This is a genomic window from Shewanella sp. DAU305 (assembly GCF_026802235.1).
GTDB lineage: Bacteria > Pseudomonadota > Gammaproteobacteria > Enterobacterales > Shewanellaceae > Shewanella > Shewanella baltica.
In genome coordinates this window covers 4,062,741-4,088,456 of record NZ_CP113808.1, presented here as the reverse complement: position 1 = coordinate 4,088,456, position 25,716 = coordinate 4,062,741, and the positions used below count along the sequence as shown (strand labels likewise).

Sequence of the window (25,716 nt, the reverse complement as noted above, 5' to 3'; positions counted from 1 at the left end):
ATTCCTGTCGAAAAACATACCAAACCACTGTATTGATAAACAGTATATACTGATTTTATATACAGTAAAGTGGCTTGGGTAAATAATCGGCATTATCGGCAGTAAATATTTTTAATTGACTGATTATGCGTAGGTTCTTACTAAGCTTTCTAAGATAGGCAAACTAAAGAAAGTAACTAAGGTGCCAAATAGAATGCCCTGAGCACTGGTTGAAGCTTGAGTGTTATAGCGCTGGGCAAGCAAGTACACGCTAGCGGCTGTGGGCAGTGCGCTCAAGATCACGCCCATGATCAGGTAGTCGCCGCTCACGCCAAAACGGCTAAGCATAAAGTAGACGAGTGCTGGTTGGACAATTAGCTTGAAGAGATTGATAAGGCTCAGTTCGATAAAATTCTTGGGGCTAAATACGCTGCTATCTTTCTGGTAGCGCATCGCTTTGGAGAGCACCATACCGATGGCAAACAGCGCGCACGGGCTTGAGGTGTTGCCAATTTGCTGGATCATTAGCGCCAGCCCTGAGGGTAGTTTTATCTCTAGCGCCGAAATGCCGACGCCAATTAAACTACCAATAACGATAGGGTTTTTACCGACCGCCATCATCATTATGACTAAGGCGTGGTGTTGTCTTTGGGTGTTTGTGGCCAGTTCTATCGAGACTAAGGCGACGGCAAACATCAGCACGGATAATAAGCTGGCAATCGCAGCGGCGACTAAGGCGCTTTGCTGCTGCGGAAAGAGGATGATGAGCAGTGGAATACCAATAAATGCCGTATTACCAAAGGTGGCATTGAGGGCTCGAATGGCGGCAACCGCATGCTGTTTAGGGTTAGCGATCAGCGATAGACCTAGGCAGACAAGATAAGTAATCGCCATAGCTGTACTGTAGCCCGCAATAAATCCCCATTGCAAAATCTCGTCAATCGGCTGCTGGGCGAGGGCGATAAGCATGATTGCAGGGAACGCAATATAGTAGACATATTGGTTTAGCACTTGGTCCGTATCGACGGGCAAGAGTTTTAGTTTTTGCACTAGTGTGCCGAGCAACATGATCCCGAAGACGGCAAACAGAGGGGTTAAAATGGTCATTTCCCTCACTCATCCTTACGATTAAATTTGAATAAACTCAGCCATCACCGTCATTTCTACTATCGCTATGATTTAAGGTGGGCGCTTGCCTTTTTTATGTCACGTTAGAACCAGAACTAGCGCCAGCGCAGTAAAACTCGCCACAAAATAACATATCATTTCAGTCTAAGGCTATTGCGCTATGGTCGTATAAGTGGATTAATTGATGTTTAAAACACAATGACTTAGCGTACGCTGTGATTGTTGATGACTTTATATAGTGCCTAAAGTGGGCAGTTAGAACAGAATTAGGACATGCAATGAGTGATGATTTAGGCGCTGAACTACAACTTGTCTATCTTTTTGTGCATTTAGTCAATGCGGGCAGTTTTTCACAGGCGGCGAAGGAGCTTGATATGCCCATTGCCACAGTGAGCCGCAAGTTAGCTAAGTTGGAAGAGAAGCTCGATAAGCAGCTTTTTATGCGCAGCACCCGCAAGTTACGATTGACGGAGGAAGGGCTGGCACTCTTTCAACGCTACCAGAGTGTGGTTGCCCAATTTGATGAACTGAGTGGTGCGGGCAGCGATAAACCCGAGGGCACCCTGCGCATCGCCGCGCCAATTTCGATTATTTCCATCGTGTTTATTCAAGCATTGAATGAATTTGGCCGTCTGTATCCCGATATCCGTTTGCACATTTCCCAGAGCAATGAGTTAGTCGATTTGATCGACAAGGGCATAGATGTGGCGATTGTCGGCGGGGCTCAGCCTGATTCTTCGTGGGTGTCGAGTACCTTAGGCGAGCTGGATTATTGCCTGTTTGCCACGCCAGAATATTTGGCTCAGGCACCTAAACTTGAGCATCCCGATGATCTCGAAGCCCATCAGCTGATAAAAGTCTGGCCGCTGTTTAATTGGCATTTAAAGCATCCGAGCGGTGAGTCTTTCTATTTTAATGGCCCAACTAAGTTGACCCTCACGGATTTACACGGTGCGATTCAGGCGACCTTAGGGCATGGTGGGATCTTGTATGGTCCTGAACTGTTTGTAAAACAGCAGATTAAGGAAGGGAAACTTAAAGTGTTATTGCCAGAATGGATTGGCGAGCAGAGGCGGATTTCGATTTTATATCATCAGCGCAGTCAGCAGCCGCTAAAGGTAAGAGTCTTTATTGAGTTTATGCAGTCAAAGGCGCCAGAGTTATTCTCTATGCGTTGATTTAACCGAGTTATTCTTTAATAAGGGAACTGATTTTTAGCGTCTTTTAGGTTTTACCGTGTTTTTGCTCATGGTGTTTTGCGTTTGTTTTGCGTCTTGCAGGCTGGAGCGTGTCGCGGGCAGTATGCCGAGTTCTAAGAAGTATCCCACTAAACGCCGTAGTTCAAATAAAGAACCGATACGCTGTTGATCTTTGATGGTCAGTTTCCAACTGTCGGTTCGTCCTTCGCTATTGGTTAAGACAAAGCCTTGATAAACAATCTTTTTCATTGGAATAACTCAATATTGGCTGATGGAACTTGCTAGCTTTGGTCTTACTCGTTTTGTGGCTTGCTTGAAAGTGATTGCAGTCGAGACTAGAGGCTTATTGTTTAGGAATAAAGGTGCTTGAGTTACCCCAAGCACCCCATCAATTAAGCGACGCTGATGCCGATATTTGATACGCCCGCTTCGATAATGTCTTTGCGTAAACCTTTGACCAGTTCCGCCGTGATCTTTGGATTTTCTTCGATAATTTCCAGCAGAGAATTTTGTAATTCTTTCTCTTCTTCCATGACTTCATGGGCAAAAACAAAATCATCTAATGCTTCATCGACTAAATCGACATCGCTGATGGCTTCGATATAGTTAGCCACTGTGCTCGATGACAGTTTGCTGATATTGACGATATCTTCTTCAATCTTGCCTTGAATCGCACCCAGTAAGGTCGATATGGCGACCACAGCGTCCATGGCTGGATAGACGCCATAGGCTTCAAAATCAGCAGGATCTGGGGTGTTATCTTCCAGGCGTTGCAGATGCACATCGACATTGAATTTGAGCTTGGAGTCGTACTGGGATTGCCAGAGTAGTTCTAACGCAGTACTCAACACTGCAGGGTCACCAAACTCACAGACTTCGGAAAACAGTTGATAGTTGGGCAACATGCGTTGGCAAAGTGCAGTGGCGAAGAGTTGTTTTTGTGGCAGTGTTAACGCCTTAAGACGTTTAAAGAAGCCCGTTTTTTTGGTCATCTGTTATTTCCGCTGATAGCTGTGATATCACTTGATTTGCCGCAGATTCTACCTTAGTTAACTCATCAAGTAACTCTAGTATTTCGGGTTCGAGATCTTCGACCGCTGTTTCACGTTTTAGCGCCGATTCAATTTCTTGGCATAATCTTTGGGTTGTTGGCACGCCGCAGTAACAGCTCGCACCATGTAACTTATGGATAGTACTGAGCATGACGGGGTGATCGTTTTGACTCAGCGCCGTCTGAATTGTCGTCACAGTTTGCGGTAAAGAGTCGAGCAACATTCTCAGCATATCTAAGGCAAGATCAGCCTTGTGATTGGCTTGGGTTAAGCATAAATCCCAGTTCAGCGTATGCAGGTCAAAATGGGTGAATTTGGGGCGAGTGATCCAGCGATGGATAACGTCTTTGAGCGCCGCTTCATCAATAGGTTTCGGTAAATATCCATCCATGCCACTGCCTAAAATCAGCTCGCGTTCTTCAGCAATCGCATGGGCCGTCACGGCAATAATTGGCGTGTTACGGTTCATCGAGCCTTGGCGAATTTGCTTAGTGGCGCTGATACCATCTGTGCCTGGCATCTGAATATCCATAAAAATCAAATCGAAGGTGCGAGTCTTCGCCTGTTTAACTGCTTCATCGCCACTGTTGACCGCGATAACCGTCGTCACTAACTCGCTGAGCAAGGTGTCGATTAGCTTTAAGTTGGCAAAGTTATCATCCACCGCCAGTACGGTTAAGGATTGGCGCGCCGCCGGCGTGGCTATGGTCACTGGGGCTATGATGTCGTACTCCATCGGTGGATAGAGTAAGTTGCGGGCAAGCTGGTGCTCACTCACGGGCAGAGACAACACCACATCGGCATTCGGGCGGATAAACTGGGTTAAGGCGTCTTGTTCTTGGCAATCGTATAGCACCACAAGGCAATCGGTTTTGGTCTTTGCCAAGTTAAGTGTGCTTACCAGTTGTCCAGCATCGCTAAACCCATGGCAACTCAATAGAACATAGTCGTATGGCGCTTCGGCCGTGTTGAGTGTGGTCAGCAAGCTTGGGATATGCTGATGGTGAGTCACTTTGGTATCCCATTGATTCAATTGGCGACTCAAGACTGCATGAGTCAGCACTCTGGGCTCATAAAACAGTATGGTTTTGTCTTTGAGTTTTTCGAGCGGCAGTGAGTCACCGATTTGGAACTGACCTAAGCCGAGCGGCAAACTGAACCAGAAGTTTGAGCCTTTTTCTGGGGATGAAGTAAAGCCAATTTGGCCGCCCATTTGATTCACTAAACGCTTAGTGATCACTAAACCTAAGCCCGTGCCACCAAAGCGGCGTGAAATCGACGAATCGGCTTGGCCAAAGGCTTGGAATAAAAAGTCCTGCTGGCTTTCATCGATACCGATACCGGTGTCGACCACATCACAGCGCAGTACCACTTGTTCTTCCGACTGGCTTTGCAGTTCGATTTTGACCATCACACTGCCAGAGTCGGTGAATTTAATCGCGTTACCGACCAAGTTATTGATGATTTGGCACACGCGCATGGCATCGCCATTCACATTGTCGGGCACGTTGGGGGCGATATCAACGACGAGTTCTAGGCCTTTGGCCTGGGCGCTGCCCGAGATTAGCGTGATGGTATCGCCTATGGTTTCCCTTAGACCGAAGGGCATGTTTTCCAACACCATTTTACCGGCTTCGAGTTTAGAAAAATCGAGAATATCGTTGATGATACCCAGCAGGTTAGTGGCGCTGCGCTCAATGGTTTTGATGTAATCGACTTGGCTCGAATGCAAAGGGGTTTTCACCAATTGCCGCGCAAAACCGATAACCCCATTGAGCGGCGTACGTAACTCGTGGGACATGTTGGCTAAGAATTCAGATTTAATTCGGCTGGCTTCTAGGGCGCGTTTTTTTGCTAAATCTAACTCGACGTTTTGGATTTCAATCTGCTCTAAGGTTTCCCGCAGATCCGAAGTGGCTTGGTCGATATTTTGCTGCATCTCATCATGGTATTCCGATAGCGACCCCGCCATGGCATTGATACCGCGTTTGAGTAAGTCGAGCTCACCAATCAAGTTGCCATCTAAGCGGGCGTCCAACTTACCTTCACGGATTTTAGCGACGACGCGCACCATTTCAGTAATGGGCTGAGTGACGTTTTTCACCAGCCGGAAAGTGAACAGCAGGTTCAACTGCACCCCGATCAACACGATTATAAAGGCGGCGACGGCGGCTCTATGCTGCTCGAGTAGGGCACGTTCTTTATTGATGATGATGGAGATATAACCTAACAGCTGACCATCGTCTGTTTGGATATCGTAATTAGCGGGAGCGGCGCTGGGCCCGGTGGAGAAAATCGGTGTCCGTAAAATCAGGCTGTCGCCCACATGCTCAATTTCGGTTTTATGCAGTGTGTTAAGCGCTTCTTTGTAGCGCATAATTTCAAAATCTTTGTGGTAATGCGAGGTCACAAAGAGCTGATTATTGGCATCGAAAATCGCGATGGATTTCACTAAGGTGGACTTGTTGAGCTGCGCCGCGGCGAGTAAGCGTTTGGTCGCCTCGCGATCATTGGCCACTAAACCGATTTCACTGGCAATCGACAGCGGCTCAATAATATTGCTGCCCTGTTCGACGAGCGTATCTTCGAGCTCATAAAAACGGTTTATGGTAAAGTAGCTGCCCAGAAGGATACCGACCAAGATTGTTGGCGCGAGCGCCAGTACAAGAACCCAAGAACGTAGGCTGTATTTGGTCATGTTGTTGACTGGGTTCATAGCAGCGGCGGTGTTTCCTGTGACAGAGACTAAGATAATTTTATAAGACTGCCAGAAAGAGGGCGGTCTTTGCCAGTATTTTATTGATTTAGAGGCCGAAATGGCGCAATTTTTTAAAGCAAAACCAAATAGTTCCAAACAGTTGTCGGCTAAGTTATCGCTGAGCGTGAATCAGCTCGATCACTTAGGGGCAGGTATAGCACAACATCAAGGTAAAGTCGTGTTTATCCCCGGCGCACTGCCCGATGAAACCGTGACGGTACAGTTCACCGAGCAAAAGAAAAATTATGCCCGCGCTAAGTTAATTAAAGTCGATACACCTAGCTCTGAGCGCGTCGAGCCTGAGTGTCCACACTATCACACCTGCGGCGGCTGCGACTTACAGCATATGTCATTATCGGGCCAGCGTGAGCATAAAGAAGCGGCGCTGCTGGATATTATGGCTAAGTTTGCCGGCGCCGAAGGCGGCACGTTATCGCCCGCATTAACGGGGGAAGGTTGGCATTATCGTCGCCGTGCCCGTCTTGCGACTTTATTTGATAAAAATACTAAACACTTAAGCTTAGGTTTTCGTGCCGCTAGTAGCAGCAATGTGGTGCCTATCAGTCAGTGTCAGGTGTTAGCTAAGCCGTTATCAGATTTGATCGTCCCCTTTGCTAAGTTGCTGAATCAATTAACGGCTAAAGCCAGCTTAGGTCACCTTGAGTTAATTGCCGCCGATAATGGTCACTTCGCTGTGCTGCGTATCACTAAGGCGCTCAACGATAAAGATCTCGCTAAGCTGTCAGCCTTTGCCGAGCAGCATCAAATTCACATTTGTCTGCAGGATAATGAAGGCCAATTCCAAGGCGTTGGCGCAGAGTTAGTGTTACCGGTTTATCAGCTGTTAGATGACAAAGCTGAGTCGGATGCGGTGAGTTTAAGCTTCAACCCAGGTAACTTTGTGCAAGTGAACGGACAGATTAACAAGGCCATGGTCGCCCAAGCGATGGATTGGTTAGCGCCAGCGCCTGATGAGCGCATTTTGGATTTGTTCTGCGGTATGGGGAATTTCAGTTTGCCCTTAGCGAAAATGGGCGCGGATGTGATTGGCGTCGAAGGGGTTGCCGAGATGGTAACTCAGGCACGGGTGAACGCTAAAGCTAACAATTTGGATAAACTGACCTTTTATCACGGCGACTTGAGTGCGGATTTATCCCTTGAGCCTTGGATGGGCAAAATTGATAAATTACTGCTCGATCCCGCCCGTGCTGGGGCGTTTGAAAGCTTGCAATGGCTGAAGAAAATGAAGCCGCGCAAAGTCGTGTATGTTTCGTGTAATCCTGCGAGCTTGGCTCGCGATAGCGCAGTGCTGTTAGAGCGCGGTTACCGATTACAGCAATTGGGACTTATCGACATGTTCCCACAAACACACCATATCGAAGCCATGGCACTGTTTGAATTAACCAAGTAATTTGCGCTGGCAAAGTAAGCAAAGCGTTTGAATAACGTAAAAAATGTGATTATTGCGTCGGTTGGGTTTGACAAGTTCGCGCCAATGCTGAAGATAGGAGAGCTGAAGTGGTGCCCACTTTCTCTCTGAGCACGGATAAGGAAATAAATTAGATGGTCTCTGTTCGCGAAGCGCACTTTAATGATCCCGATTTTCACTTAGAAGATTGGGTGGCTCGCTATGTCGGTCATGCCGATGAAGCGCAGATGCTGCTCTCCTTGATAGGGCAGATTGACGCCTTACCCGCCAAGAGTCCTGCGGCGAAGAGAGAACTGCTCGAACGTGCTCGAGAGATGATCGAAATCCTCGCACCGCTGAACATGGACATTGAAACCCTGCAAGCGGCGATTTTGTTTGTGGTGTTCGATGCTGGGTTACTGACCGAAGAGGCCATCAAAGAGAAATTTGGTGAGCCGCTGGCGCGTTTAGTGGCGAGTGTTGTGACCATGAATGCCATCGGCGCGTTGAAAATCAATCCCAACAGCCGCTCCACCGAGCCGCAAATCGACAACATCCGCCGCATGTTATTGGCTATGGTTGAAGATGTGCGCGCTGTGGTCATCAAACTTGCTGAGCGTGTGTGCTTGCTGCGGGCGGTGAAAAATGCCGACGAAGAAACTCGCGTGCTGCTGGCCCGAGAAATTGCCGATATTTATGCGCCGCTTGCTAACCGTTTAGGGATTGGACAATTGAAGTGGGAGCTGGAAGATATTTCTTTTCGCTACCTGCATCCAGATACCTATAAAGACATCGCTAAGCAGTTAGACGGCAAACGACTGGACCGTGAAGTCTTTATCGACAAGTTTGTCAGTCAGTTGCAACAAAGATTAGATGAAGATCAAATTCGCGCTAAGGTCTACGGCCGGCCGAAACATATCTACAGCATCTGGCGCAAGATGAAGGGTAAACACCTCAAATTTGATGAGTTGTTTGACGTGCGCGCCGTGCGTATCGTGACCGATCGTCTGCAGGATTGTTATGGCGCGTTAGGTGTTGTGCATACGCTTTGGCATCATATTCCTCGGGAATTTGACGACTATGTCGCTAACCCTAAACCTAACGGTTATCAATCGATTCATACCGTGGTGGTGGGGCCTGAGGGCAAAACCGTTGAAATTCAAATTCGTACCCAAGACATGCATGAAGATGCAGAGCTGGGGGTGGCTGCGCATTGGAAATACAAAGAAGGAAATAATCAATCCGGTAAGCAAAGCGGCTACGAAGAAAAAATTAACTGGCTGCGTAAAATTCTGCAATGGCAGGAAGACGTGGTCGAAAGTGGCAACTTGGTTGAAGAAGTGCGCAGCCAAGTGTTTGAAGACAGAGTCTATGTGTTCACCCCAAGCGGTGAAGTCGTCGACTTGCCACTGGGCTCAACCGTGCTCGACTTTGCCTATTACATTCACTCCCAAGTGGGACATAAATGTATTGGCGCTAAGGTCGATGGCCGTATTGTGCCGTTCACCTATCAGGTTGAAACGGGCGAGCGTATCGAGATCATCACCTCGAAACAGCCCAATCCCAAGCGCGACTGGCTTAACCCTAACTTAGGTTATATCCGAACCTCGCGGGCGCGTTCGAAAATTCAGCATTGGTTTAAGCAGCAGGACAGAGACAAGAATATTGTCGCCGGCAAAGAAATGCTTGAATCTGAATTGGCGCGGGTGAGCTTGAAAATTAAAGACGCGGCCATCGCGGTCGAGCGCTTTAATATGGCGAGCATGGATGATTTACTGGCGGCGATTGGCGGCGGTGATGTGCGTCTGCATCAAGTGGTTAACCATATTCAAAGCCGTCTGCGACTCGACGAAGTGTCAGAAGAAGATGCCGTCGAAGAATTAGTTAAGAAAGGCCAACACAAACCGACATCCAGTGGCCGTGGTCAGGTTGAAGTCAACGGTGTGGGTAATTTGCTTAACCATATCGCCCGTTGTTGTCAGCCCGTTCCCGGTGATGAAATCTTAGGTTTTATCACTAAAGGCCGCGGCATTTCTGTGCATCGCGCTGATTGTGAACAAGTTAAAGAGTTAATGCGGGTTCACCCAGAGCGCGGTGTCGATGTGGTCTGGGGCGAAAATTACTCCGGCGGTTATCGCATGCGTCTGCGGGTATTAGCCCACGATCGCAGCGGTTTATTACGTGACTTAACCTCAGTGCTAGCTGCCGAAAAGTCCAATGTACTGGCCATGAGCTCGTCATCGGATACTAAAAACCAGACAGCCGCGATTGAGTTGGAACTGGAGCTTTATAACCTCGATGGTTTATCGCGGGTGTTATCGAAACTGACCCAGGTCGATAGCGTGATCGAGGCAAGACGGCTTTAGGGTTCGCAATGCTTTTCGAAGCGATTAGCCTCGAAATTACTAGCAATATAAAAGATATAGAGAAGTCATCTAGAGGCTAGAAATAAAGTCATCAAGGATTAGGGCGGCAGGATGAATTTCACCTGCCGCCTTTTTTATTTGGTTTTTTATGGAAATTGAGCGGGATGGCCAGTTAATTTAGTCTTTGTATGTTTAGCTGTTGCTGCAAGTCATTCATAATGGCTTACCATGGCATTTGCTCACCGACGCGAAGCCAGTCCGTCCTTGGATGCTCGACCGCCCCGTCCATGGGGCGGACGGTCGTCTCGCTAATCACCATGGCTCGCCTTTCGAGCGCATGCGTAACCTCTAGGTTTTAAAGACTAGATCTAATCTTAACGATTATAGGCACCACTCTTATTGGACAAAAACGTGCTATGTTTTGCGCGGAATTATCTTCATTTCGGATCAACAAAAATAATTCCAAGCGCTGAATCGTGGACAATAATGAACTTAAGGATGTAACGCTTGGCTTGAGGCTTTACCTTTACACCATTTGCCGCTGTTGTGCTGCTTTTTAAACTCGCACATGCTATCCCATCGACCACTTATGCCACTGTATTGACGTCGAAACTCTTTAGCTGAAGTGAGCCACGCATCGGGCGAAATTCCTAATTCATTGAGTAGTTTTGGCCGTTGATTATCGATATAGCCTTTTTTATCAAGGCGCATAGCTCGTCCCGTCCAATCTATCAACTCAAGATAATCTGCAAAATGAAACGGAATGCCTGTTTGCTGGCTCAGAAGTGTTGAACCATCAAATTTTGCGAGGGCTTTATGTCGTATTGGCTGTAGGTTATCTGCGGTAGTTTTGACCAGTTGGGGCGAGTTGATATGAGGATTAAGCGCATTCACGCGCTCCTGAATCGATGTAAAATCAGAGGATTGCACAGAGTCGGCAATCCCTGCTCGAATAGGATTTAAATCGACATACATCATGCACGCCAGCAGTGCTTGCTCATCTAACAACGCTTGTGACTTAAAACGGCCTTCCCAAAAAGCGCCTTTACACTCATCTTCACGATTGGCCTTACGGGCAATTTCTTCATTTAAACAGCGCATAAACCAAGAGATACTGCTCAGTCGCTCATGCCACTCGGCGAGTAATGCATCAAGTAACATCACTTCACCTTCGATTAAGGCATCACCATTCATATACTTAGTAGCGACAGCATGGCCTTTAGTGATTTGACACCAGCGGATGATAATCTCTTTGGGACTCAAGGTTTTCGCCTTCTCAACATCGATTTTGAGTACTAAATGGTAATGGTTGTTCATCACAGCATAGGCGCAAATATCGATACAGAAAATGGCTGATAACGCTTTGATTTTATCAACAATCCAGTCGCGTCTATGCTCGAAACTGCGGCCCGTGAGTTTATCCTCACCACACAAAAAAGCCCTGCGCACACAGCGATTTATCACATGATAGAAAGGTGTCGCATTAGCATCAATTAACTGTCTTCTGGCCGAGGTCATCACTAGCTCCACACAGACAAAATCAAGATAATGTAAAGGCTAGTAGAGGAGTGTGCAAAACACAAAAAATATGGCTGTCCTTACTTTTCACAGCGATTTATCACATGATAGAAAGGTGTCGCATTAGCATCAATTAACTGTCTTCTGGCCGAGGTCATCACTAGCTCCACACAGACAAAATCAAGATAATGTAAAGCCTAGTAGAGGAGTGTGCAAAACACAAAAAATATGGCTGTCCTTACTTTTCAATTACTTTTCATGCTTACTTTTCATTAGAGAATAATGCCAGATATCCATTAATTTCCACTATAAATAAAAAATACGACAGAACTAATTGTTCAAAAAAAACTAAAGTAACTCGTTATAATTCATGTTTCTGATGGGGCGGTTTTCGCTGATGTTTGTTAAGTGTTTCGGCTACTCTTCAGGCCAAATGTTTGTGTACATTGGAACAAGGCTTAGTGGCAATAGGAATAAATGTGGCGCAAATATGAGTATTAAAATTACGGCAATAACAGAACCAAATATAAAACCAAACCACAGAACAAAACCTCCAACAATTAATGCCGTCACAATGACGTTCCAGAGCAACCTGAATGGAAAAAGAAGTATATTTCTAATGTTCATGTGAGTCAGTATCTTTTAATGTAAATGCGTTCAATTGGGCGCGTTAAAATCATAACAATCCTACCATTTCGTCAATAGATTGTTTAAGTTCTGCTTCGGTGTATCTATTAGCTTGCATTGTTGCGTTTTCAGGATGATGTATATGATTCCGAATGAACGACTGCAATGTTGCTGGTCTTGGCGGACGTGGGATACCATTATTTTCCTGTGTCCACTGTTTATTTGATGCAATGCCCTGAGCATTTAGCCACTGGTCAACTGCGGCAATGTTAGTTAAGTTATTTCGCTCTTGTAAGTATCCATAAAGTTCATTATGTAGATCAACAGTAGGTAGATCATATGCTCTATAGCTAATTTCGCCCCAAGACGGGCTCCATGGAAACATGGGGGATGTCGTGGCTGGTATGATGCTATTTTGATTATTTACCTTTTTGAAAATAAAAAGACCAGCATCTCTTAGGTTTGGAGATGAAAGCATAAATGGAGAGTGTGTGGTAACGAAAACCTGCTTGGTTTTTGAAATAACCATCAAAGCGTCCAATAGTTTTTTCTGCCCTGAAGGGTGCAGGCATATCTCGGGCTCATCTATGAATAAATAAAAGGGTTTGGAAACCTGAGCATTCGCCGCATTAGATGTTAATTCAGCATAAACCTGCAGCAGAGATAGGGCTACAGCCCTCTGCATTCCATGTCCTTTTTCATTCATAGGCACGGATACGCCATCATCAATAACGATGCTGGCTGTTTTGAAAAAATTCTCTATTTGTAGCTCTTCAAATGAAAATGAAATGTTAGCCGCTCCGAACTGGGAGGTGAAAACATTCTGAACTTTAGTTTCTATCTGGGCTATTTTGCTTCTTAGTTGTGATGCTGGATTGTTAAATAGACCATGATAGCTAGTTTGAAATGCCTGATATTCTGGTGTATTCGTATGTCCAAGAGCTATTTCTTTTAAGAGTGAGCCGCAGATTGTTGATGCGCCAAATTTAGATTCATCACTAGGATTAGTGTCGGCCCATATAAAATTATTGTCGTAAAACTTTTTGAAAGGTGCATCTATTCCTGTTGGATTGGAATAGGTTTGAGTCGTATCGTCCCAAAAATTTATTTTCTTTATGTCTTCTGGAGAATTTACATCCCATGACCTTTTAACTTTGAAGCACTCGTGCCCACCGTCCATATAGATACAGGTTGTAAAAGAACGAACTTTGTTTGCTTGTACATGAGCGTTAACAGCTGCAGAGATGTTACCCGTGTATGTAATCTCAGCAAAAAAGTTATTACAGATTACCGCTGGGTCAGATTTATTTATTAGTGATGCAGGATCTTTCCTTGTGCCGTCTTTTATGAGATTGAAAGCTTCAAAAATAGTAGACTTTCCTGAGTTGTTTTCCCCAACAAAAATATTTAGTCCGCTACCTTCTGTAACTCCGTCAGGGGTATTGAAATCTATATTTTGTGGTCCGTGAAAGCCTTTAAAGTTTTCAATAGTCATTGATTTTATATACACAGCTAATCCTTACTTTTGCATTTAGTCCTACAGGAAAATCCTTGGCGAATCTTAAGTCTTGCCAATAGTTACTAACTTACTGCAATCTTCAACCGCTCATTCTCACAAACCAACACACCTTTATCACACTGTATCTGTGCTAACTTAGCCATCCTATCTGCCGCTTGCGCCGTCGCGCGCTGAAAACCCAACAAGCCCAGAGCTGCAGAAGCTGCATCCGTCACGCTAATGGCATGGGCGTCTTGCACTGTCAGCAATAAGGCGTTGGTGAGCTCGGCATCACAGACGTTTTCCAGCTTACGGGTCGCGGTGTCGACGCTGTTCCAGTTTCTTAACTTGACTGTACTGCGGCCATGCGGCCATAACACTTCATCGCTATCTAGCTGGATTAATCCTTTGGCAACAGCGCCTGTAATGGCCTGGTCTACAGTGCGTTTAATTTTGGCGCCAACCCTTGTCAAGCCAGCAGCATTAGCTAAACGAGTAGCAACTAGGCTGGCGAATATTGGGTATTCGGTTTCAACAATACGCTCCACTGCATACACCAACATACTTAAAGGGATGGCGCTGAAATCATCGACATGCGGAATATTGAGCTTAGACACATCAGCTTTTTTATAGGGCGTAGTGCAGGCTTCAAATTCTGGTTGTTCTTCTTCTACCCGCATTATTGGCGTTGCAATGGCCTCTGGCGCAGCAACTTTGTGTTTCACTTGTCTGGTGCTAGTGGCTTGTGCTGCCATTGTTACCATCAGTTCGTCATGTTGGGTTATGGCTTTGTCTATGAGTACTTTCAGGCGATGTAACTCTGCCTCTGGATCTCGAAACCAGTCAGTGGACCAAATGCGTTCAAAGCTCCAGCCAAGGCCTTCCAGTACACTTTGCCGCAACCTTTCGCGGTCGCGTGCCGAAGTTGCTCCATAATAGCCCGCGCCGTCATATTCCAGCGCCAATACAAATTTACTGGGGTCTTCAGGATGCTTGATGGCTAAGTCGATGTAATAACCTTGACTGCCGACTCGGGTGGCTACCTGATACCCTAAACGCTGGATTGCCTGATGCAGTAGGGCGCCAAAAGCAAAGTTTTGTTCCTGCTGTTTTTCATAGGCTTTGTTCAATTGGCCTGATTCGGCAAACTGCAAAAAGATTTGCAGTGAACGCACACCAAAAGGGCTGTCTGCGCCAACTTTCAGTTCATCACCTTTGAAGTTGGCAAACACTTCCATTGCCAATCGCGCACGTGAAATCAGTACGTTTAACCGCCGTTCGCCGCCTGGTTTGTTCAGAAGGCCAAAATTCTGGCTCAGCTGGCCTGTGCTGGTTTTGCCGTAACAAATGCTGATCAAAATAACGTCGCGTTCGTCACCCTGCACGTTCTCCAGGTTCTTTACAAAAAACTCATCACCACCTGCATGTTGTGCAAAGAATTCGTCAGTTTCTGGCTGTAAGCGGCGCTCTTTTTCCAGCTCAAGCAAGATAGCATCTCGCTGCGAAAGGCTAAACGCAACCACGCCTAACGATAGGTGAGGTTTAGTTAAAGCGTGATTCAGTACTGCTGCAACCACAGCTTTTACTTCGCCTGTATTAGTGCGAGAGCTGCCTTTGTCGTAATGCGTTTCAGGTAAATAATGAAACTTCAGCCCTGTTGCATCGGGGTGAAAGCCTGGGCTTGGAAAGGCCACTAACTTGTTTTTATAAAACTGGTCATTGGACACTGCGATCAGTGAATCGTGGCGAGAACGGTAGTGCCAGCGCAGCATTTTGCTTGCCGCACCACGGGCTTCCATTAATGCCAGAATACTTTCCATTTCTGCGGTGGCGCTGCTTTCCAGTTCCTCCTCTTCCAGTTCAACGGCTTTACCAAACAGGTTGCTTGGTGGCATTTGCTTACTGTCACCTACCACAATTACTTGCTGCCCGCGCAGCATTGCGCCTAAGGCATCGGGTGCTGGAATTTGACTCGCTTCGTCAAAAATCACCAGGTCAAAATCTAACGCACCTTGTTTTAGGTAGGTGGCGATGGACATAGGGCTCATCATAAAAATAGGTTTTACTTGCTGGATCACGTTACCTGCTTCAGCCAGCAATTTCCTAATAGGAATATGACGTTTTTTCTTACCTAGCTCACGCAGTACTAATTCCATTTCACCTTTAGCTGTTTTCTTCGGCAAGCGCTCGTACAGACTATTTACTAAAAACTCTTGGGCGAAAAATAAACTGTTACCATCAATACGTTTAAAGTCGCGTAGGCTTTGTTCATGTTTATTGCGGTCAAATTGCCGTATTGCTTCTGAGCTGTCATAGGCATTGTTAACCAGACCAGAATAATAGCTAAGTTCGAATACCGTCATTAGCAAGTCAGGGGCTGCATGCCATGAGTACGCCAGTTTAGTGAAGTCCTTGATGTTATAAGGCTCAAACGCCTTAATAATCTGGTTGTAGCGCGCAAAATCGTAAAATAAGGCTGAGTTTTTCCAGCCCTCTAACAAAGCATTTAGCTGCGCAAATTGCATTGCCGCTAAATCATGGTTTGGATTGCTGTCGGGGATTTGTATCAGCTCTTGCAGCGTTTGTGCCTGCACTGCAATAGCGTTACAAAGCGCTGTCAGTGAGTTTGTCTGGTCACGCAGCAGCTTTTTATCAACGCCTTTATCAATCAGTTCAGCCAATGACTGCGACAATTCAACATGGTTTACCTTTGCATAAAAGGTGTTTATCCAGCTGTGAATTTGCGTTAATTCATTGTGCTCCGAAAATTCGCCTTGCCACTGCGCGCCAAAAGCTTCAGATAACAGGGGGTGGTAGCTAGTTAGCTCTTTTTTCGTGCTTTGGTAAGTTAAAGCAGTATCTAATGCAGTAAGCCAGTCGGTAGACGAAGCGGGCAGAACGCCAAGCCAAAGCCCTGCTAGCTGTGCTTTGGCTTGGCGATAGCTGGACGACAGGAAACGCCACCATTTATCTGTTTTGCCAATCAAGCCTTGGCGGATACTCAGCAAATCGGCATCCAGCGCCTGCGTGATAAATTGTTGTTCGCAGCTGGCTTTGAGTGATAAGAAATTGGCCAGACAAGACAGGCCGTTATCGATCCGCTTTTTTTCTAACGCCCATATGGGGATATTTACTTTAACGCTTTTAAGATCTGGCACTTCGGATAGCCAGCTCGTTGTTGAAATCAGCGGTGCGACTTGTTGCAAGCTTTGTGGTTTATCAAGCTGCAGAAAAACACTGACGGTTTGAGTTTGCGTATCAAGTTGGCTAAGCAACTGGCTTATTTCTACCAAAGTAGAGGTTAGTGCCTGCTGCAATGCAGGTGAAAAGTCAGTGCGACCAGACATCGCAAATGGATGCGCTGCAGGTATGCCAATGCGTGCTAGTTGCTGTACTAATTCCGTAACCAGTTTCCTCGCATTACTGTATTCCTCAGCTATCCATTGTTCGAAGTAGCTAAAGGGGAGGGCTGGTAAGGAGTTGTCGGGATCCTTTGTCTTCAATTGCAGCAATGAGCCCAACGCTTCAATGTAATTGATACCGCTACGCAGAATAGGGGCTCGGATGGCATGCACATAAGCATCCAGCGAGGCTTTTGATTCCGCTAAATCTGAAAACTCTTGCTCCCGGTTTGCTGTTTGTGGCCGACCTTGCTCAAGTGACTCAGCAATAGAACCAAGCACAGATTTCTTGGTACTTTTGTGACTATGTAGTTCGAGTACGGCGTAGCCCATATGAGTTTCATCAAGGCGTTTTTTCACCACCTCAAGTGCTGCCATTTTTTGTGCAACAAACAGCACCTTTTTACCCAGCGCAACCGCTACGGCAATAATGTTGGTGATAGTTTGGGATTTACCTGTACCTGGCGGCCCTTGAATGATCAGGTCCGCGCCAGATTTCATCGCCAAGATTGCTTCAATCTGGCTGGAATCGGCGTCTTTTACCAAGTGGAGTTTTTCTGGATGATTCAGATCTGCTGGATTGATCTCTGCATCGTGGGGAAAGCCATCACGAAATAAGCGGCCAATCAAAGGTAACTGTGATGGTTTTTTCCCTTCCGGCCAGCCTGTAGGGTCCAAGTCCATGTACATTTGAAACTTGCCAAAAGAGAACAGCCCTAAACCAATTTTATCTTGATGCACCCGCCATGAAGGTTGCGCTGTAATCGCATCAGCTACCGCCTGATAATAATCTGTGATGACCATCTCATCAGAATAGGCGGGAAGCATTAACTTAAACTCCGTCCTTAGTTTTGCTGCTAAGGTCAGGTTTGAACCCAGCTCTTCGCCTGTGTAGCGTAATTTGAAGCTATCTCTGGCTGATGAGCGCATTAGTTGAACAGGGATCAGAATTAAAGGCGCATATCTTGAAACCGATGAGTTTGTTGGCTCATTCCACTGTAAAAAACCAAGTGCTAAATACAGAACCTCGACACCTTGCTCTTGCAGCATGGTATGGGCTTCGGTTTCCAGTTTCAGCAGGGCTTTATCCAGCTTGGCGGGCACTAATCCGGTTTGTAGGTATTTGTCAGTGAAGCGGGCCGCTCCCTTTTTCTGTTCGAGGTATAAATCAAGAGGTGGCAATTCCGAATCATCGTCGGTCTGAAAGAATGATCCTTCATCTTCGCTGTCGGCAATTTTTTGTTGATAAGCTTCTGGCAATGGTAAAAAGCTGAGTGTGTTTTCTTGCTCAACCAGCATTTCAAATATCTTGGCAGATTGCTCATCAATAATGTCGAGGGCTTTACTACCACTGCGGTAATTCAGCTGAGGGTTGGATCGAAGACCCATATCAAGTAATTCCAGACGCGCACGTTCCAGCTGCTGCTCAACAACCATAAAAATCCATCTCCGAGATATGCTGAACAGCAATAGTTTTCACTAGGTTTTTGCTGGTGGCGTTGGTTAAAAATCTACCATATCAATGGTTGTTTCTAAAAGCAATCTTGCGAATTATTAGAATGATAAGAACAAGTCGGGTATGAAGTGAGTGGCTTGGATATTACTTTTAGGGCCGTTAATAAATTTAACGATATTAGCTAAAGTTGATGGTGCTATTCGCAATGAGATTACTGCTCACCTCATTCCTAATTAAGAAAAATGTGCCCCAGCATTTCTGAGTATGCCCTTTTGCCTGCAAATTGCTTAATCGGCCAGTCTCCTTGGGGCTATTACGCTCTACGGAATTATTTAATCAACAACGCCATGCTAATCGATCATGAATATGGCTCATGTTCTATGTGAAATAAAACCGTTTTTGTTCATGTGCCGAACCACGTATAAATGACTCCAAGCGAAATATTAGACAAGCTTGAAGTTGCACCCTAGCTAAGCCATCAGGACTTAAGTCATCGGCACTTAAGTTAAATAGAACCTCAGACAGAACACGAATAATGTCTATCAGAGTCGGGTCTAGAAGCTAGAAGCGCAGGGCATAAACTCAGGTTTGAAATCAGACAATGGGATACTGGATCACTATGAATAAGCATTTTACATTTACGATTAACAGTATTTGTCTCGATGAAAATTATCATCCCTCAGACAAGACGCGTATCACCACCAACTTTGCTAATTTGGCCAGAGGCAGTCATCGCCAAGCGAACTTACGCAACGCGTTAAAGATGATTGATAACAGCTTTAATGCCTTAGCGCATTGGGATAATCCTAAAGGCGATCGTTATAGCGTTGAGCTGGAAATTATCTCCGTTAATCTGGATATTGACGGCAGTGGTCAAACTTTCCCATCAATTGAAATTTTGAAAACCAATATTGTTGATCATAAAACGAATAAGCGCATTGAAGGCATTGTAGGTAATAACTTTTCATCTTACGTACGCGATTATGACTTTAGCGTGTTACTGGCAGAGCATAATAAGGGCCAAGCCAAATTTAGTATTCCAGATGATTTTGGTGGTCTACATGGCAAGCTATTTCAGTCTTTTGTTAATTCTGATGCTTATAAACAGAATTTTAATAAGCCACCGGTTATCTGTCTCAGTGTGTCGGATAATAAAACCTACCATAGAATTGAGAATCAGCATCCCGTATTAGGGGTTGAATATCAGCCAAATGAATCGTCTTTAACTGAGCAATATTTCAAAAAAATGGGCTTACAGGTGCGCTATTTTATGCCGCCAAATAGCGTGGCGCCGTTAGCTTTTTATTTTTTTGGCGATTTACTCAATGATTACACCCATCTTGAGTTGATAAGCACAATCAGCACTATGGGCACCTTTCAAAAAATCTATCGCCCTGAGATTTATAACGCCAATGCTGTTGCTGGGAAATGCTATCAACCCAATTTGAAAAACTTGGATCATTCACTGACTCAAATTGTTTATGATCGAGCAGAACGTAGCCAATTGGCGAATGAGCAAGGCAAATTTGCCGCGGAGTACTTTATCAAACCCTACCAAAAGTTTTTTGAACAATGGTCTGCTAATTTCGTTTAGTCGCTCTGCACTTAATCGTCACGCTCAATAATTAACCCAATACGGCATCAATATCATGACAACACTACTTAATAAAACACCGCTTAACAAAACATTGCTTAACCAAACCCTGTTACCGACTTCAACGGCAGGCAGTTTGCCTAAACCTGTGTGGCTGGCAGAGCCTCAAACACTTTGGTCTCCTTGGAAATTACAAGGTGAGGAATTAATTGCAGGTAAACACGATGCACTGCGTTTGTCATTACAGGATCAACTACACGCAGGGATTGATATTGTCAGTGATGGCGAGCAAACGCGGCAGCATTTTGTCACTACGTTTATTGAGCACCTCAACGGCGTTGATTTTTCAAAACGTAAAACCGTGAAAATTCGCGATCGTTATGATGCGAGTGTACCTACGGTTGTCGGCCCAGTGAGCCGCCAAAAGTCCGTTTTTGTTGAAGATGCCAAATTTTTACGCAAGCAAACCACGCAACCGATTAAATGGGCTCTGCCTGGCCCAATGACAATGATAGATACGCTTTATGATGACCATTATAAAAGCCGCGAAAAGCTCGCGTGGGAATTTGCCAAAATTCTTAATGAGGAAGCCAAAGAATTAGAGGCGGCGGGGGTTGATATTATCCAATTTGATGAGCCTGCTTTTAATGTGTTTTTTGATGAGGTAAACGATTGGGGGATTGCGTGTTTAGAACGAGCCATTGAAGGGCTTAAATGCGAAACCGCGGTACACATTTGTTATGGTTATGGCATCAAAGCCAATACAGATTGGAAAAAAACCTTAGGGTCAGAGTGGCGACAATATGAAGAAGCATTTCCTAAACTGCAAAAGTCTAATATCGATATCATCTCGCTAGAATGTCACAACTCCCATGTGCCAATGGAGCTACTTGAACTCATTCGCGGTAAAAAAGTCATGGTCGGCGCGATTGATGTTGCCACCGACACGATTGAAACCGCAGAGGAAGTGGCTGACACCCTACGAAAAGCCCTTAAATTTGTCGATGCTGACAAGCTCTATCCTTGTACCAACTGCGGCATGACGCCTTTATCTCATCAAGTCGCAAGAGGCAAGCTCAATGCCTTGAGTGCAGGCGCAGAGATCGTCAGAAAAGAACTCTTGGCATTAAGATAAGACGCGATAAGTGCTGCTGTCTTTTTTACAGCAGCATGTTTTATAGCAGTATGAGTCTAGCTTTGTTGAAAAGGTATCGACGTCGGTATTAAAAAAACGGGATTGGCAAATTGATGCCAATCCCGTTTTCATTTCTAAGCTCATGCATTTAGTGCTTACATTTAATGCTTACAGTTAGTGCTTAGGTTTATGTATTGTCTTGGCGCTTATTCACCAAGCTTTGGCGTGCGCGGCGGGATCATGCGCCTTTCACCTGTCGACTCGAACGCACCTGCAAATTTAAGCAGGTTATTATCGTCATAGGCACGGCCCGCGAAGGTTAACCCCACTGGCATGCCAATATCGGCCATCACGCCCATAGGTACAGTCACAGTCGGTACCCCTAAGTGACGAATCGCGAGGTTTCCGTTTGCCACCCAAACTCCGTTGCTCCAAGCGATATCGGCTGAAGCCGGATTCACATGGGCATCGGCAGGGCCTACATCGGCCACGGTTGGGAACAGCACGGCATCAAGCTTAAGTCCGTCCATCCAGTCTTCGAGATCTAGCTTACGGGTCTTCTCTAAGCCACGCAGACCATCGGGAATACTGTCGATCTGGTCATAGGATTTAAGACCACGCTTAGCCATGTTCACATACTCTTCCATGCCTGCCGCTAAGTCACCTTCACGATTTGGCAAGGTGCCTAAGTCGTGGGGGAAAATCAAATGCCCAACAACATCAGCAAGTTTGTTGAGTTTAGGGCCATTGTTAGCACGCAGGAATTCATCGAATGCCCAACCCGAGAGTTCCCATAATTCATCATGGAGGAATTGGGGCGTGACTATGCCACGGTTAAACACGGTCGGCGCGCCGGGGCGGTCACCTTCGCAATTGGAAACCAGCGGAAAATCAACTTCAATCACTTCGGCGCCGGCAGCTTCTAAGGCTTTACGTGCCGCTTCCCACAAATCGATAACCGATTGGCGGGTATGAATACGTTGACCCGTTGGGCCACCGATACCTGGGTTTTCGCTGGTTCCCGCCAATTCATCCTTATTGATGTACATGCGCGGCACACCAAAACGCTTACCTTTAAGTGTGTCTGCTTGAGCGGCAAGCTCCAGATAAGATGCTGGACGGACACTTGATGCTTTGGGAATTTCGACCCAAGTTTGTAGACGCCAGAGGTCGCCACGGGTAATTGGGTCATCGGCCACAATGACATCCAACACTTCAAGCATATCGGCCATAGTGCGGGTATAAGGCACGACGACATCCATGGTCGGCGTTAACGGCCAGTTACCGCGCACGGAAATCACGCCCCGTGACGGCGTATAGGCACACAAACCGTTGTTCGATGCCGGACCACGGCCACTCGACCAAGTCTCTTCGGCAAGGCCAAATGATGAGTAGCTCGCCGCAGTGCCCGTGCCAGCGCCATTGGAAGAGCCAGAAGCGAATGGTGCAGTAAGATACTCAGCATTGTATGGGCTTTCAGCGCGGCCATAGTGACCACGCTGCATACCGCCATTGGCCATGGGTGGCATATTGGTTTTGCCTAAGCAAATAGCACCCGCGGCGCGTAGGCGCTCAACGGCGAAGGCATCGTATTGCGCCACTAAATCCTTAAAGGCTGGGCTGCCAGACGCCGCCGTCAGCCCCTTCACCAAATAGCTATCCTTGGCGGTATACGTAATCCCCTCAAGTGGGCTCAGTGTTTCACCACGGGCGCGGCGCGCATCTGACGCCTCAGCTTCTTTGAGCGCATCGGGATTGTGGACTACTAACGCATTAAGCTTAGTCTGCGTAGCTGGGCCGTCATAAGCCTCAACCCGTGCGAGATAAGACTTCACCAACTCCACTGCTGTGGTGCGGCCGGATTCGAGCGCTTCACGCAGCTCGGCAATGGAAACTTCAGTCACTTCAAACATCTTACTCCCTCCCGCAGAAAACCAATTGTGCCGCAATAACAGTGACATCAAGCGTCATACTGTTCTCCTTGGTGTACTTACTTGCCAGAAGGGATCTGCTGAGTAATACAATGGATATTACCTCCACCTAACAAAATCTCCCGCGCGGGCACACCCACAATCTCATGCTCTGGGAAGATTTCCTGCAGTTTTTGCGCGGCGATATCGTCGGTTGCTGGGTCAAGCAGTGGGAATACGATGCGGTCGTTAGTGATTAAAAAGTTCACATAAGAGCCCGCTAAGCGCTCGCCCGCAGTGCGCGGTACGCCAGTGCCTTCTGTTACGCCTTTTGATTCTTCTTCGGTGCAATACAGCGGCCCTGGTTGTGGCAGCAGGTGAATTTTTAACTTACGGCCTTGTGCATCCACGGTATTTTGCAGCACATCGAGCGCGGCTTTTGAACGTGGATATTGTGGATCAGATTCATCATCAGTCCAGTGCAAAATCACTTCGCCTGGGCGCGCAAAACAGCACATGTTGTCGATATGACCATCGGTCTCATCCATATACACGCCATCTTGTAACCAGATAAACTGCTTAACATTCAAATAGTCACGCAGTAAGTCTTCAATCTGTTCTTTCGTCAGTTCAGGATTACGGTTGGCGTTGAGTAAACATTCGGCACTCGTCATACAGGTGCCTTCACCGTCAACATGGATGGAGCCACCTTCGAGGATCAGCGGCGCGCTGTAACGGGCAAACCCATGTTGCTTAAGCATTTGCTGTGCAACTTGTTCGTCCTTATCCCATGGGAAGTACAAACCACCGTTATGGCCGCCCCAAGCGTTAAAGCCCCAGTCAACGCCACGGCATTCGCCATTATCATTCACAACTACGGTTGGCCCAGTGTCACGCGCCCAGCAATCGTTACTGTCCATTTCAACCAAAGTGACGTGGGATGGCATTACCGTTTTGGCTTCCGCTAAAAAGGCTTTAGGTACACCCATATACACGGGCGTCGCGCCACCAATGGCATCGGCCACTTTAGCAAAGGTCGCTTGAGCATAAGCGCCTGCAGAGCGCCAGTTATCAGGACGATATGGCCAAATCATCCACACCGCTTGCTGCGCTGCCCATTCGGCGGGCATGTGGAAACCATCTTGAGATGGCTTAGTCGTTAACGGCGTGGCATCCACATTCGCGTTTGTCATGAATTTTGTCTCCAGTAATGCTCAAATCTATAAGGGTGTACGCCCCATTTTGGGCGACAGAATAGAAATACACCTAACATAATCAAATAAATCGAATGACCGCATTCATTAAGCGGTACTTATCACATGCATACATCACATGTATAGTTAGGCCGAAATTGTTAGGTCTTCACTCAGTGAGTTTTAGCTTCATTGAAATATTGCTGCGTATCTTATCATTTAAGATGGCTTGTGCTAAATACTTGTATGCATGACATAGATGAGAATTTGTAGGGTCGTTAAGTCGTCAGTTTATTGCTCTTTGGGTGAATATCATCACTACATGGCGCGAATGCGCTTTTAGCCAAATTCGGACCTATTGAATAAAAAACTAAGTTCTGATCTCAGCATCAAAATAGCGCTTTTATGTGACCTAGCTTATCATCATCGCTTTATTATAGCCTTTCGCTAATCAGCGCTGCTGAGGTGTATTCTTTTTGTTCATCCTCAGCATTAGTCCGTTTAAGTATTTATCTTTAAAGGAGGTAAGCATGACTTCCCACTCTGCGCCATTAACTTCATTTTCGACCTCGGGACTTTCTGCAACGAGCCTTTCTGTAACGGGCCTTTCTGCTACAGATGTAGAGCCGCTGCTTAAGATAATGGAAAAACTGCGCGACCCACAAACAGGTTGCCCGTGGGATAAAGCGCAAACGTTTCAAACCATAGTGCCTTTTACCTTAGAGGAAGCCTATGAGGTTGCCGATACCATAGAGCGCTTAGCCTGGGATGAGTTGCCCGATGAACTTGGGGATTTATTATTTCAAATCGTATTTTATTGTCAGCTCGGTAAAGAGCAGGGGCTGTTTGATTTTGCCACAGTAATTGAGAAAATCAGCGACAAGTTGACCCGCCGTCATCCCCATGTGTTTGGTGAGCAAAATCCGCAAATAGGCGATAGCGCACAAGCAATGAAAGCCAATTGGGAGGCGATAAAAGCGACTGAGCGTGAACAAAAGGCCCAGCAAGTGGCGGGTAAAACCCAAGCTGATACTGTGGTTTCTGCGTTAGACAATATTCCGCGTACCCAACCTGCGCTGTCGCGCTCAATCAAAATTCAGCAAAGGGTGGCGCGAGTCGGTTTCGATTGGGCCGAACTTGAGCCCGTGGTTGCTAAAATCCACGAAGAAATCGATGAAGTCTTGCATGAAGTTAATCAACCCGAGCAAGACCAAGCGAAAGTGCAGTCCGAAATGGGCGACTTGCTATTTGCCGTAGTGAATCTAGCTCGTCATCTTAAGGTCGATCCAGAGCAAGCGCTGCGCCAAGCCAACCTTAAATTTGAACGCCGTTTTCGCGGCGTAGAACAGTTGGCGAGTGAGAGCGGTAAAAGCATGGAAGAGCACACATTAATGGAGCTTGATGCCTATTGGGACCAAGTAAAAGCGACAGAGACGAGATAAACGGCAAATTATCCAGATTGGTGTTTGTCGAATCGCGCCGCCTTTGGTATAC

At 46.3% G+C, this 25,716-nt stretch carries 15 protein-coding genes; 6 read left to right on the top strand and 9 right to left on the bottom strand.

Features of this window, described 5'->3' with window-relative positions:
- Positions 1-123: 123 nt before the first annotated feature.
- Entirely contained in the window at positions 124-1,086 is a 963-nt protein-coding gene (locus tag OX890_RS17340) for an AEC family transporter (RefSeq protein ID WP_268649625.1), read from the bottom strand.
- A 299-nt stretch (positions 1,087-1,385) separates the two neighbouring features.
- Here OX890_RS17340 and lldR point away from each other — a divergent pair, with 299 nt between their 5' ends.
- Complete coding sequence (gene lldR, locus OX890_RS17335) at positions 1,386-2,285, top strand: LysR family transcriptional regulator LldR (RefSeq protein ID WP_006082633.1); 900 nt, start codon at positions 1,386-1,388, stop codon at positions 2,283-2,285.
- Positions 2,286-2,321: 36 nt separating this feature from the next.
- On the opposite strand, the gene OX890_RS17330 is transcribed toward lldR, so the two are convergent.
- The 3 genes from OX890_RS17330 to barA all read right to left on the bottom strand — a co-directional run bounded on the left by OX890_RS17330 (position 2,322) and on the right by barA (position 6,074).
- Positions 2,322-2,555, bottom strand: a complete 234-nt coding sequence (locus OX890_RS17330; RefSeq protein ID WP_006082632.1) for a DUF3319 domain-containing protein — start codon at positions 2,553-2,555, stop codon at positions 2,322-2,324.
- A 143-nt stretch (positions 2,556-2,698) separates the two neighbouring features.
- Complete coding sequence (locus OX890_RS17325; protein ID WP_268649624.1) at positions 2,699-3,298, bottom strand: YjaG family protein; 600 nt, start codon at positions 3,296-3,298, stop codon at positions 2,699-2,701.
- Complete coding sequence (gene barA, locus OX890_RS17320; RefSeq protein ID WP_259483343.1) at positions 3,273-6,074, bottom strand: two-component sensor histidine kinase BarA; 2,802 nt, start codon at positions 6,072-6,074, stop codon at positions 3,273-3,275. Before barA ends, OX890_RS17325 begins: the two co-directional genes overlap by 26 nt.
- Positions 6,075-6,174: 100 nt before the next feature.
- Between barA and rlmD the strand changes: the two genes are divergently transcribed.
- Together rlmD and relA are read left to right on the top strand one after the other, a co-directional pair.
- The gene (rlmD, locus tag OX890_RS17315) at positions 6,175-7,527 is read left to right on the top strand and encodes a 23S rRNA (uracil(1939)-C(5))-methyltransferase RlmD (protein ID WP_268649623.1); all 1,353 of its coding nucleotides are present in this window, start codon (positions 6,175-6,177) and stop codon (positions 7,525-7,527) included.
- A gap of 152 nt (positions 7,528-7,679) precedes the next feature.
- Positions 7,680-9,890: a GTP diphosphokinase gene (gene relA / locus OX890_RS17310; RefSeq protein WP_268649622.1), complete on the top strand. Its 2,211-nt coding sequence runs from the start codon at positions 7,680-7,682 to the stop codon at positions 9,888-9,890.
- A gap of 492 nt (positions 9,891-10,382) precedes the next feature.
- On the opposite strand, the gene OX890_RS17305 is transcribed toward relA, so the two are convergent.
- The 3 genes from OX890_RS17305 to OX890_RS17295 form a co-directional block, all read right to left on the bottom strand.
- Positions 10,383-11,408, bottom strand: coding sequence for a transposase (locus OX890_RS17305; RefSeq protein ID WP_126492523.1), 1,026 nt, complete (start codon positions 11,406-11,408; stop codon positions 10,383-10,385).
- A 676-nt stretch (positions 11,409-12,084) separates the two neighbouring features.
- The gene (locus OX890_RS17300; RefSeq protein WP_126492522.1) at positions 12,085-13,545 is read right to left on the bottom strand and encodes an ATP-dependent nuclease; all 1,461 of its coding nucleotides are present in this window, start codon (positions 13,543-13,545) and stop codon (positions 12,085-12,087) included.
- Between the two features lie 71 nt (positions 13,546-13,616).
- Positions 13,617-18,371, bottom strand: a complete 4,755-nt coding sequence (locus OX890_RS17295) for a DUF3320 domain-containing protein (protein WP_126492521.1) — start codon at positions 18,369-18,371, stop codon at positions 13,617-13,619.
- 638 nt (positions 18,372-19,009) lie between these two features.
- On the opposite strand from OX890_RS17295, the gene OX890_RS17290 reads away from it, so the two are divergent.
- Both OX890_RS17290 and OX890_RS17285 read left to right on the top strand, forming a co-directional pair.
- Positions 19,010-19,984, top strand: a complete 975-nt coding sequence (locus OX890_RS17290; protein WP_107948626.1) for a DUF1852 domain-containing protein — start codon at positions 19,010-19,012, stop codon at positions 19,982-19,984.
- 55 nt (positions 19,985-20,039) lie between these two features.
- On the top strand, positions 20,040-21,119 hold the full coding sequence (locus tag OX890_RS17285; protein WP_126492520.1) for a methionine synthase: 1,080 nt from the start codon (positions 20,040-20,042) through the stop codon (positions 21,117-21,119).
- A gap of 206 nt (positions 21,120-21,325) precedes the next feature.
- Here OX890_RS17285 and OX890_RS17280 read toward each other — a convergent pair whose 3' ends face one another.
- Both OX890_RS17280 and aguA read right to left on the bottom strand, forming a co-directional pair.
- Complete coding sequence (locus OX890_RS17280) at positions 21,326-23,032, bottom strand: amidase (protein WP_126492519.1); 1,707 nt, start codon at positions 23,030-23,032, stop codon at positions 21,326-21,328.
- Positions 23,033-23,109: 77 nt separating this feature from the next.
- A complete protein-coding gene (gene aguA, locus OX890_RS17275) occupies positions 23,110-24,222 on the bottom strand; it encodes an agmatine deiminase (protein ID WP_268649621.1) in 1,113 nt (370 codons plus the stop codon).
- A 530-nt stretch (positions 24,223-24,752) separates the two neighbouring features.
- Between aguA and mazG the strand changes: the two genes are divergently transcribed.
- Positions 24,753-25,664 (top strand): nucleoside triphosphate pyrophosphohydrolase, encoded by a 912-nt coding sequence (gene mazG, locus OX890_RS17270; protein ID WP_268649620.1) that lies wholly within the window; start codon positions 24,753-24,755, stop codon positions 25,662-25,664.
- Positions 25,665-25,716: the final 52 nt, after the last annotated feature.